Origin of the sequence: Natrinema sp. SYSU A 869 (assembly GCF_019879105.1) — an archaeon.
In the GTDB taxonomy this organism is placed as follows: domain Archaea; phylum Halobacteriota; class Halobacteria; order Halobacteriales; family Natrialbaceae; genus Natrinema.
The window spans coordinates 294,668-306,368 of record NZ_CP082249.1; the positions used below are offsets into that span (position 1 = coordinate 294,668).

Below are 11,701 nucleotides of genomic sequence, written 5' to 3' on the forward strand. Positions count from 1 at the left end.
CGGTATCTCGAGACGGTCGACGCGGAGCGTGACAGGTAACTGGCTCCGTGACTCCCGCCACTGGAGTTAGAATCCCGACATCTCCAAAGAGTTAGTGTCGCAGTCGACGACGGTCGAGTATGCGCGGTGACCGTCCTCGACGTCGGGGTCACGGCCGAACCGGGCCGCTGTACTGCACTGACTGCGGTGAGCCACTCGAGCCGTCGGTGAACTACTGTCCGAACTGTGGCGCGACGGCCGTCCGCTCGAGCGGGCGGTCGCGTTCAGCGTCGACGTCGCGGTCGGGTTCCGAAAGCCGACCGCGAACGGACACGAGCCGCGACACAGAAAGGACGACCGACCGCACCGCGACCGGAACGACGGACCGCAACCGACTCGAATATCGAATCGCCGCCGCCTCCCGAGAGGGCTGGCAACTCGAGCACGACTTCGGCGATCACGCCGTGATGATCCGACGGACGTTCGGTGGCGTGGACGATCACCTGTTGGTCGCACTGATCACCGTCTGGTGGACGATGGGGATGGGGAACGTCCTCTACGGCGCGTACCGATATTTCGACGATGCCGAGCGGATGGTCGTGCGAGCGGAGCAGGTCCACAGCAATGAATCCGACGACGCCACCGCTGCGTCGAAACTCCGTCCGCGGGCGACCGCAGTCGTCGGGTGGCTGCTGGCGACGATGACCATCGCGCTCGGCGTCCAACTGGGACTATCGGCGGTGAGTCTCATCTTGGTGGCGCTCGGACTCATCCTCGCAGTCGCAGGAACGAGCGTTCTCCCATCGGTCAGTCGCCGCCTCGAGGCCCGCCACTCGGTGCTGACGAACGGGCGGACACACACGGTGGACGAACGAACAGTCGTTGCCCCCGAAACCCCGTGTGCCGCGTGTGCCGGCCCCATCGACCGTGGACTCGAGCGGACCTACCGCGCAGAGTTTTGCGTGCTCGGCGTGCCGGTGACCGCCACCGACGGACGAAACTATTACTGCCGACAGTGTGCGAACGCGGAGTCTGCCGCGACCGGTGCGACCGATCGCACGGCGATCATGGAACCGACGGTCGACGAGTCATCGACGGGGTCGAGGCCGGACCAGGAGCCGGAATCGGAACAGCCCTAATAGCGTCTTACTTACAAGCTATACGCCACTGTTCTTATGCAGAGTCGAGTAGGAAACGGCGGATTCGGGAAACCGTTGACGAACTCGAGAACGACGAGGCGATCTCCACCCAACTCGGCATCGGCTACTAACAACGTACCTGACGACGGGGAAGAGGTGGTTCTATCGACGGTCGATGGATTCCACTTTTCTTTCTACACCGAGAAATCGCCGCTATCCGATCCGATCCGATCCGCGTCTGCCTGTACGTATCGCGAATACGTATCGCGATGACAGTTCGCCACTGACCAGCAAACCCGACGAGGGTGCATGGGTTCGCTACAGTACGCCCATGTCGTCCAATCGCTCCGGCATCATCTTCCCAAACGGCGGCTCGGTGGGTGTCTAGAGGACACCCATCTCACTGAGACGTTCGGGGAGATAGGTGTCCGTCACGAAGTCTAGACCGTGAGACGCCAGTGACTGCTGTTCGGATTTCTTCCCGAGATCGAGTTGCAGTTCGATCTGTTCCTCCCAGTAGTCGGTCTGGAAGCGCGGATCCTCGAGTTCGCTCTCGAGGGCGTTGATATCCGAGTCCGCGAGCGGGTCGGTCGGCAGTTCGTACTCGACGATATCGGCGGGCTGGATGCCGATGAAGTCCGCCTCGGGGGTCGCGAGGTACTCCGAGAGATGGGCGGACTTGATCGAGCCGTAGGCGACGGAGCCGTAGATTCGATACGACCACGGGTCACCGTCTGTAAAGACAGTAACGGGAAGATCGAGTTCGTCGTGAAGCCGCTTGGTAATCCGGCGAGTCGCGCGTGCGGGCTGACCCTTGAGGTGCACGATCAGGGCGTTGTACTCGTCGTCGAACCCGTTCTCGACCAGCCGGTCGCGCATCCCACCAGTCTCCACTGCGAGGATGAAGTCGGCATCGCTGCCGAGGAACTCGATCGTATCGGGGTTGTTCGGAATCTGGTAGCCACCTTCACCGACATCCTCCTGACAGTGGATCTCGCGCTCGCCGCGGCGGGTCTGTTCGCGGAGGTGGAGCGGTCCCATGATCGTCGCACCCGACTCCTCGGGGCGCATGTGGAAGTCCTCGCGGGTGATCCCCGAGACGATTTCTAAGTCCTCGACCATGCTGTTCGACTCGTCCTGATCGTTGAACTGGGCCTCGTCATTGTCCCAGCTCTCCGAGAGGTAGTAGAGTTCACGCAGGGTCGACGAGCGGTCCTCCTCGAGCTGGTCCGACAGGAACTCGATGGTGTAGATCGCCTTCAGAAGCTTGCGTGCGCCGCGGACGGAGTTGGCCGACCGGGTAGATTCGCGGTCGCCGTAGACCCAGACGTCCATCTCTTCGTCGTACTCGATGTTGTTCTTCGTCCGCGTCGGCACGGACATGTGGGGGATCTCGCCCAGTTCGAACTGGTCGTAGAACTGTGCCGCGAGATCGATCAACTGCTCTTGTGCCTGCTGGGTGTCGTCCGTGCTCATTGTTTCACCGTTAATTTCTCGCTTTCGACGCCTTTGACGTCCAAATCGAGCGTTGCGTCGTCCGGCACCTCGTACTCGAGGGCTGCCTCGTCGTCGCTCGAGACCTCTGGTTCCCACTTGACGAACCACTCACCGTCCATTTCGACGACGGTCGCGCTGTCGGAGAGGTCGGTAGGCTCGGCCGAGACGATGTCGGTGATCTCGAGCGATTCGTTCGTGCTCGAGTTGTTCTCGACGACGACGGAGACGGCTGTTCCGTCGCCGTTTTGCTCCGTGTGGCGCTCGACCAGGACGTTGTTCATGATTCGCGCGATCGCATCGTCGATGTCGGGCTCCTCGCGGTCGGTGACTTCGGCGACCTTCGTGGCCATCTCCGGGAGAATCTTCCCGAGGACGTTCTGTTTCTTCCGGCGCTTTTGCATCGACCGGCGCTTGTTGAGGTAGCTCTTGAGGTCGCGGGCCGCCTCCCGAATGGCGAGTTCGATCTCGTCTTCGATTTCGGGAACGTTTGCGACGGCGTCTTTCGATTCGCTGGTGAATGGGACGTTGGTCGAGGCAACGTGAACCATGATCACGACCGGCCCGTTCGGCAGGCCGGAGCCGCCGGGCTGGTCGAGGCCGTAGTTACGCCATCCGATCGACTTGACCACGTCCGTCGTCGCACAGGCACCGCGCTGGTAGACCAGCGGCACCCGGTTCGCGAATCGCATGACTTCACCGGTTCCCTCGGCGGGAAGGTCGCCGCCGTAGGCGATCCCGGCCTCGACGATGAACGGATCGCCGCCGGAGACGCCGGCGTCCCGCGTCGCGGACGAATAGAAGTCGGCATCGAACTCCTTCTCGAGGCCGGCGGTGATGAGGTCCTCGGTGATGGGCGCGAGACACCGCGTCGGCGGTGCCATGATGTCAGTCGCACGCATCGCATCGACGAGGTTGCTGGTCGCGTCGCGGTTGCCGTCGAGCTCCCGAACGAGCGGCGGCTCGTCCGGTACGGTGGCCATTATGTCCCAGATCGCCTCGGTGACGTTCTCACGAGCCGTCTCACCGAAAGAGACGTCGTCGTACTCCTCAGTCAGATCGGCGGCCCGGTTAACGTATGTCCGAAGTTCCTTGTGGGTGAGCCGGTGACGGACGTTCTCGTCCGCATGTTCGTCCTCGAACTTGGCCGCGAGTCGGTCGGCGAAGGCGTGAATGACCTCGTCGTCCTTGCGGGTGCTCGTCGCCTCGTCCGTAAGGGCATAGAGGTCGGTGACCAGCCGCGAGTCGCCCTCAACCACCGGTTCGGTCTCTGCCTCGTCTTCGCTGCCGACTGTGTCAGCCGCGGCATCGCCCGCTGCCTCGACAGCGTCGATCAGCTCGAGCCAGACCGCTTCGACAGCGTTTTCGCGGACGGTGTCGCCGAACGTCGTTCCGTGGTCGTCCTCGACCGCGTCGGCGGCCGATTCGACGGCCTCGAGCAGCTCGGAGTGTGCAACGCGGTCGTAGTCGGTGACTGTGTCGGCGATGGCCTCGGCAAACGCCGCCGTCGCATCGGGGCCTTTGTTCGCCGTCGCGTTCTCGACTGCGGCGTGGAGGTCGATATCCTCTCGCGGGCGTCGCCCGCTCGAGTTAGCCGCGGAGCGTGGCTCCGCGCTCTCCTCGTGGTTCGCCGGCGGTCGCCAGCGCATCTCGCGGCCGTAGTAACGGTCGCGGAACTCGTTGATGATTGAGTCAGCGGTCTTCTTCCCGACGCGGGTGAACTCCTCCTGGACGAATCCCGAGACCGTCTGGGAGTCCGTCGCCGTCAGCATCTTCATCACGGTGCCGAGTTCGACGCCGTGGGGATGGGGCCGGATCTCCTCAGTCTCCTCGGGGAGCTGGTCGGTCGCGCGCTCGAACTTGAAGTGTTCCTGTGGCTCGCGCAACTCGAGGCGAGCGTGGGGGTTGACGACCGCCGTGTGTTTGATATAGTCGTGGAGCTGCTGACGTGCGCGCATGTTGGCTTCCATCTCGAGTTCGATGCGCGTCCCGTGGGGGCGGTCCCACGTAGTCTTCTCCTCGACGCTAATCTCGGGCTCGTTACTGTCGGTGTCGACGATGAGCTCGAAGTACTCGGCCTCGCTCGAGCCTTGGGTTCGACTGGTAATCTTGGCGGGTTTCCCGCTGGTCAACTGGGCATAGAGAACCGCAGCAGAGATTCCGATCCCCTGTTGCCCGCGAGATTGTTCGCGTGCGTGAAAGCGAGAGCCGTAGAGGAGTTTCCCGAAAACCTTCGGGAGTGTTTCTTTCGTGAGTCCCGGACCGTTGTCCTCGACGATCAGGCGGTAGTAGTCGCCGGCTTCCTGAATCTCGACATAAATGTCCGGGAGAATACCCGACTCCTCGGCGGCGTCTAAGGCGTTGTCAACGGCCTCCTTGACGGCCGTGACAAGGCCTCGAGCGCCGCTGTCGAAGCCGAGCATGTGCTTGTTCTTCTCGAAGAACTCGGCGATGGAGATCGACTGCTGGCTTTCTGCCAGCTCCTCGGCGATCCCCGCTTCGTCACCGAGTGTCGACTGGAACGACGTCATCGTCTTCCCTTACTAACGGGGAGGCTAAAAGGTGTGTGCTACCGGAGTGAAAGTGATTCCGCACCCCGTTCCGTGACGGTTCGATGTGCATGTGACTGGCAGCCAGCGGGTTCTAACCCCCGATTAGAAGCTAATAATCCGGTTGTCGACGTCAGCCAGCGAGCGGACGCTTGGGTGGCTGTCGTTGTCGTCGATGGCAACGACGCTGACGTCGTCGATCGTTTCCTTGACGCCGAACGCGCCGGCACAGTAGTCGCAGGCGGCGGCCTCGTCGCTGGCGGACTGATAGCGGTCGTGTACTGTCAGACAGAACTTGTTGAATCAATCAGTGAATTCGTCCGTCTCCACAGTCGACGGACGATCTTTCGCGATCGAATCTGCAGTGACTTCTGTCCGACAGTATGGTAGTTGTGGTCTCGTCTTCCAGTTTCGGGATCCACTGCGTCCCGGCACCGTCACCGGAACGCTATGCGTTCTGGGTCCCTCGAAAATCGCGGTGATTTTCGACCGTCGAAGATGTGTTCCAGCTCGTCGTTGGTTCTCGGCGAACTTCCTGGCTGCCTCAAGGCCGTTGACGAGGCGGCCGGTATCGCTGTGCAACGGGCTCAAACCGCCGCCTGCTGCGAGATTTCGGTAAGCCGAACGATCGTGAAAGCGGCCCAAAAGTGAGTCCCCGACCCGCTCGAGTCCGCGTTCAGTGGCTGTGCTCGTGATCGTGGCCATGCCCATGACCACCGCCGCGAGTGAACTGTCCGGAGAACGCGCGCTGGACAACTTCGGAGAGCGCGGGATGGATATGGACCGACTGCCGGATGTCCTGGACCGTCCCGGAGCCGGCCGTCATCGCGACGACGACCTCCTGGATCAGGTCCGAGGCCTCGGGACCGATGATATGACAGCCCAGAATTTCGCCCTCGAGGTCGATAATCGGTTTGACGAATCCCTCGGCGTGCATCGCGCTGCCGCGGGCCGTCTCCTCGTAGCGGTAGGTTCGTTTGGCGTACTCGCGGTCGGTGGCGCGCAGTTCCTGCTCGGTGAGGCCGACGCCGGCGACCTCTGGCGAGGCGAAGACCGCGAAGGGCATCGCGGAGTAGTCGACCGGCTCGGGGTTGTCGCCGAACAGGTTCCGCGCGACGGCTCGCGCTTCGTGATTCGCGTTGTGTTTGAGCAGGTACTCGCCGACGATATCGCCGAGCGCCCAGACGCCCTCGGCGGTCGTCCGCAGGTACTCGTCGGTCTCAACGAATCCGGCCGCGTCAGTTCCGATACCGGTGGCCTCGACGTTCAGCGTGTCCGTATTCGGGACCCTGCCGGCCGCGACGAGCAGTTCGTCGCCGGTCACGGAGACGGTGTCGACGCCGCTCGCCGCGTCATCGTCCGGTTCCGGGAAGGGGCGCGCCTCGACGGTGATCGAATCTCCGGACTGCATGGCTGCGGTGGCCTCGTAGCCGGTATACACGTCGAACCGGTCAGCGTAGCGTTCCGTGAACGCGGCGGCCAATTCCTCGTCGGTATCGGGGAGTAGATTCGGTCGCCGACCGACGATCGACACGTCGCTTCCGAACGTCCCGAAGAACTGCCCCAGTTCGGCGGCGATGTAGCCGCCGCCGACGATGACGAGGTGGTCCGGCGGAGCCTGCAACTGGAGGGCCTCCCTGCTGGTGAGATAGTCGACGGTCTCGATGCCGTCAATGGGCGGGATCGCCGGGCGCGTCCCCGCCGCGACAAGGATGGTGTCCGCAGCGAGGCGCTCACCATCCCGTTCCCCGCCGGAGAACTCGAGCATCCGGTCGTCGACGAATCGGCCTTCCGCCCGATACAGGTCGATCCGGTCCGACGACGCGAGTCCGCGTTCGATCGAGTCCGAACTGCCGTGGACGTCCTCGGTGACCTCCTGAACGATGTCGGCGAACCGAACGTCGTTCACCGTCGTGCCGATCCCGAACTCGTCGGCACGCTGGATCGTCTCCATCACGTCGGCGTGGTACAGCAGCTTCTTCGAGGGAATACACCCGCGGTTGAGACAGGTGCCGCCGAGCCGTCCCTTCTCGACGACCGCGACCGACTGGCCCTGATTCGCCGCCGCGTTCGCCACGTCGAGCCCGGAGCCGGAACCGATGACGAGAAAGTCGTACTCCTCCATAGATAGTACTGGTTCCGGAGCGCAATGAATGCCGTTCTGCGTTTCCTTAGAAACTGAACTGAATACTCCCGGGATGTAGTCGAAAACTGATTCAGGGAGCGGACGATCGGTTCACTCCTCGGCCGGCGGCCACTCCCACGCGTCACCTCGGACGATACCGAGCAGGTGCTGGCGGCGCTCGGTCAGGTCCTCGAGCGCGTCTTCGAACTCGTCGTCGGAGACGGTCGGAATGTCGTCCTCGCGGAGTCGAGCGAGGTCCGGCGACGGTGGCACCTCGTCGGCCGGCTCGATGAACGCGGCGTCGAGCGTCTCGAGGTAGCTCTGGGCGCTCGAGCGGCCGTTCTCGATGATCGCGGGATCGGGACTGTAGTCGTCCGGAACGCCGTACTGAAAGAGCGCGAGCGATTCGTCGAAGATGGGAACGGCCACGGCGGAGGCTCGATCGGCCCGCTCACTGTGGTAGTAGTGCAGAATCGGATAGGACTTGTGCTGCTCGGCCAGCAGGCTCAGATCCGACGCGAGCGACTCGAGGGCCAGATCGAGGCCCTGAAAGTCATCACCGGTCCAGCCCGTTCGGACGAACGCTTCGCTTCGCTCTCCCAGTCCCGTGACAGTACTGGCGAAGGAGCGTTTATCGGAGACGGCTCCGAGAACGGTGAGAATGTAGGAGACGCCGAGCGTGACGAAGGCCATTCCGGAGGCCGTCGTGAACGCGCTGGCGATCTCCCAGACGTCGCCCAGCGGCGTGTAATCGCCGTTGCCGTCCGTGAACATCGTGTAGGCGACGTAGTAGAACCGCCCCGACCAGTCGGCGACTGCGCCAGTGCGCGTACTGATAAGGGAAGACGGGTAGCTGGCGAAGATTAGCGTCCACCCGAGCCAGATGAGGCCGATCCACATCGCGAGTGTGAGGACGAGAATGAGCGGACCGGTGATACTGAGCGCTTTGTTGTGCTCCCCGCTTGCGGTCCGAAGACTGTGCCAGACAGCAGTCGTGAGCCGACCAGAAACGGGACCGGAGCCGCCGTCGACCCAGAGGGTCGTCCAGAGGATGTCCACGACCGCAGCGACGAGAATGACGATCCCGGCGACGAGATAAAACGGATTCATTCGACGACTGCCCGCTCTTCGATGACGTCCGCCAGCACCTGCGCGATTTCCGCGTTGGTCTCGGGGCTGTAGTGGCCGCCCTCCCCGCGTTCGACGTACAGCGATTCGACATCGCCGTCGTCGGGCGAGAGATGCGTAGCCATATCGATCGTCGTCAGCTCGTCGTATCGGTCGTCGAGTCGCTCCATCAGGTCACCGTAGATCGGCCCGTGTTCGGATTCGTACGTCGCGTACCGGAGCTGTTGGACCATCACGAAGGTCGGCTCGAAGTCCTGCTCGTTCGCGTAGTCGACGAACTCCTGAATGAGCGCGTCGAAAAGGTACTCATGGGTCTCGAACAACCGCTCGTGGTATCGGACACGAGGCTGTTCTAACCGCAGCGCCGACTGGGTCTGTTCTAGGTCGAAGTCGATCCCTGGAATCGGCCGTCCGAGACGGCGCTCGAGTTCCTTCCCGGCCGTATACGCCGCGTACCGGACGTGTTCATCCTTCTCGAGAAATCAGTGGTGTAGGGTCGCGACGCGAAGTGCGGCTTGAACCAGTGCTCGTAATGGAAGTCGTACTCCCGCAGGAAGTCGGCCTTCGACTTGAGGTCGAGCAACTCCTCCTTCTCGTCGACGGGGCTCTCGACGCGCTCGAGATCGCCGTCTTCCAGCACGTACCGGGGTTTGACGGCGAGGATGTTGCCGAACTCCTGGTAGTGTTTCCAGACGCTCAAGATGCGGGCGATCGAGGAGGCGGTGACGACCATGAAGACGTGGTCAGTCGGGTCCTCGGGGTACTGTCGTTTGAGTCGCATGAGCGCCTGATCGAGCCCGTAGTTGCCGCCACCGTAGTTTGCGACGTGGGTATCGAGCTCCTGGGCGAGGTAGTTCTGGAAGGTCTCGTCGTTGTTGACCTCCCGGCAAAAGCAGTAGGAGTCGCCGTAGGTCGAGACGGTGATATCGGCGTCGGAGTCACGCTCCCTCGCGGGACAGACCCGACTCGCGTACTCGTCCGTCGAGTACGTGACGACGCTGCGGAGTTCCTCCCCGGGGAGGTGATCGCCCGTATCCTTCTGTTTCTCCCGGTTCGGTTGGGGGCACCAGCCCAGTTCGGGATCGAAGCTGCTGAACTTCCCCAATAGCTCCCGGTCGATTTCGGGGAATTCCTCGGTCGCGACCGAGGGGATCCGTTCGAGCGCCCGATACGACACGACCTCGAGAACCACCACGCCACCGACGAGAGCGAGCACTAGCGCGACGAGCGGAAGCATCGGACCACTGTACCAGAACACAGGATAAGTGGATTGTGCCGGAGTATGCCACTTTCAGGACCGCAGAGACGACCGCCGCGCTCTGGCTGTCGGACGGGAGTGGCGAATTAGGTCGCCGTGCGTCGAACATCTACCTGCCGACGTCGGGTACGGATCGTGTAGGCGCTGTAGGAACCGAGCCCGAACGCGACCAGGCCGACGACGATATCGATCCAGACACCGATATCGCTCGTCGTCTCCGTGACGCCCAATCCGGTACCGAGCAGGAACGGGGTAGCGGCGAGCCACAGTCCGAGGAGGGCGACGAGCGAGGCGACGCCGAGACTTCCGAACTCGCGGTTCGACCGGCGGAAGTAATTGTATGCACCGGCGAGGAGCAGCGTCGCTCCGACGAGGACGTCGTTCCAGAACTGACTCGCGGCGAGCTCGAGGACGACAGCCTCGGCGAGCAGAACAAGTCCGAGCAGGCCCACGACCGCGGCGATCCACGTCCCCCGTTCGGCCGAATTGGGTTCGTGTGGCGTTCTGTCGCGGCCGGTCAGTTCCTCGTCCCCGCGACCGTCGTGCTCTGATGCGCCGTCTTCGTCGCCACGCCAGGGTGTCTCGGGGTTCTCGGTGCCGTCGTAATCGCTCATCGTGACTCTCAACTCGAGGTCAGCCCCTCGGCGGGAAGAGTCCGCTGCCCGTGATTGCAGGGCAACGAGGAGGAATCGGGGCGGCCCCGTCACGACAGCGCCATCACCGAACGACCGTGACCGGCACCGATGAGTGTCTGACGACGACTTCCGCGACACTGCCGAGCAGGATCCGCGTGATACCCGACCGGCCGTGGCTGCCGATGACGACGTGGTCGATCGATTCCGACTCGGTGTACTCGAGGATTTCCTGGGCCGGGGTTCCCATTTGGGTACGCGTTTCGACGGCGATTCCGCGCTCGTCGCCGATGGCTTCGGCCGTTGACAGCACCTCCTCGGCCTCGGCCAGGAGTTCCCGCGTCTCGTCGCTGGGTTCGGTGTCGTCGGCGGTGTTCGGGATGTACGGCAGCGACGTGGTATCGACGACGACCAGGACGACGAACTCGCCGTCGGGAAACAGGTCGAACGCGTACTCGAGGGCGTCGTTGGCGGGCTCGGAGTCGTCGAATGGAATTAGGATCCGCGGTGGCATGGGATATCTGGAAGTCAACACCCGTGACCTTCAGTCTGGTTCCAATCAGGACTGTCAGAGGGCGAGATAGGGACCGACGCCTAGCAGAACGACCCCCAACATGGCCTTCAGCTTCTCGGGATCGATGGCGTGAGCGACTCGCCAACCGACGACGACGCCGAACAAGAGCGGCGTCCCAATGACGACCGCGAGCGGAATCAGGACGTTCCCCTGGAGGAAGTAGCCCGAGGCCGCGAACGTCGCGATGAAGATTGACTGGACCTGCGCGACGGCGATAGCGAGCAACATTGGGACACCGACGAGCACCAGCGCGGGAACGGCCAGTACGGGGCCGCCAATCCCCAGCAGGCCGCTGCAGATTCCGAGGACGAACCCGAGCGTCGCCAATACGATTCGGCCGGATCGAGTCAAGGGCTCGAGGTCGTAGACCGGGCTAAAGCCCCGGCGTTCCCGGTAGAGGATAATCCCGCCGACGGCCATCGAGACGCCGCCGAGCAGGAATCCGAACACGGAGCGCGGAACGACGGTGTTCACGTATGCGCCAACGAGGGCACCGATGACGCTCGAGCCGCTGAGGATGATCGCGATTGCACGGCTCTCGCCGGTGTTCATCTCCCCGGAGTGGAGGTAGGCGGCGCTGCCGACGAGTCCGGTAACCACGAACGTCGCGTGGGCAGTGCCGGCAACCTCATTCGAGGCCAGCGGCGTCAGCGAGTAAAGCGCGATCGTCACGAAGATGCCGCCCGGGCCGATGGTGGTGATACCGATCCCCGAGAAGAAGGCGATCGAGACGAGCAACAGGACTAGCGAAGGTTCGAAGGGCAGCTCAAGCATTCATATTAGACGAGTTATTCAGTAGTCCGTTGCGCTCGAACTAACTCTT

General features: G+C 63.0%; 8 protein-coding genes and 1 pseudogene. 1 reads left to right on the forward strand and 8 read right to left on the reverse strand.

The features are described from left to right. Positions 1–119 precede the first annotated feature (119 nt). The gene (locus K6I40_RS09575; RefSeq protein WP_222918802.1) at positions 120–1,118 is read left to right on the forward strand and encodes a zinc ribbon domain-containing protein; all 999 of its coding nucleotides are present in this window, start codon (positions 120–122) and stop codon (positions 1,116–1,118) included. Positions 1,119–1,502: 384 nt separating this feature from the next. Here the strand turns inward: K6I40_RS09575 and K6I40_RS09580 are convergent, their stop codons facing one another. The 8 genes and pseudogenes from K6I40_RS09580 to K6I40_RS09615 form a co-directional block, all read right to left on the reverse strand. Then, positions 1,503–2,594, reverse strand: coding sequence for a DNA topoisomerase IV subunit A (locus tag K6I40_RS09580; protein WP_222918803.1), 1,092 nt, complete (start codon positions 2,592–2,594; stop codon positions 1,503–1,505). After that, positions 2,591–5,143: a DNA topoisomerase VI subunit B gene (locus K6I40_RS09585; protein ID WP_222918804.1), complete on the reverse strand. Its 2,553-nt coding sequence runs from the start codon at positions 5,141–5,143 to the stop codon at positions 2,591–2,593. Before K6I40_RS09585 ends, K6I40_RS09580 begins: the two co-directional genes overlap by 4 nt. A gap of 694 nt (positions 5,144–5,837) precedes the next feature. Beyond that, positions 5,838–7,286 carry a dihydrolipoyl dehydrogenase gene (locus tag K6I40_RS09590; RefSeq protein WP_222918805.1) on the reverse strand — a complete coding sequence of 483 codons (1,449 nt, stop codon included), beginning with the start codon at positions 7,284–7,286 and terminating at the stop codon, positions 5,838–5,840. A 111-nt stretch (positions 7,287–7,397) separates the two neighbouring features. Further along, positions 7,398–8,396 (reverse strand): potassium channel family protein, encoded by a 999-nt coding sequence (locus tag K6I40_RS09595; RefSeq protein WP_222918806.1) that lies wholly within the window; start codon positions 8,394–8,396, stop codon positions 7,398–7,400. Further along, positions 8,393–9,651 (reverse strand): annotated as a pseudogene (locus K6I40_RS09600) (hypothetical protein). Before K6I40_RS09600 ends, K6I40_RS09595 begins: the two are co-directional and overlap by 4 nt. Before the next feature lie 107 nt (positions 9,652–9,758). Continuing rightward, positions 9,759–10,286: a hypothetical protein gene (locus K6I40_RS09605; protein WP_222918807.1), complete on the reverse strand. Its 528-nt coding sequence runs from the start codon at positions 10,284–10,286 to the stop codon at positions 9,759–9,761. Positions 10,287–10,389: 103 nt separating this feature from the next. Then, positions 10,390–10,818 carry a universal stress protein gene (locus tag K6I40_RS09610; RefSeq protein WP_222918808.1) on the reverse strand — a complete coding sequence of 143 codons (429 nt, stop codon included), beginning with the start codon at positions 10,816–10,818 and terminating at the stop codon, positions 10,390–10,392. A gap of 54 nt (positions 10,819–10,872) precedes the next feature. Continuing rightward, on the reverse strand, positions 10,873–11,652 hold the full coding sequence (locus K6I40_RS09615) for a sulfite exporter TauE/SafE family protein (protein WP_222918809.1): 780 nt from the start codon (positions 11,650–11,652) through the stop codon (positions 10,873–10,875). Between the last annotated feature and the right edge of the window lie 49 nt (positions 11,653–11,701).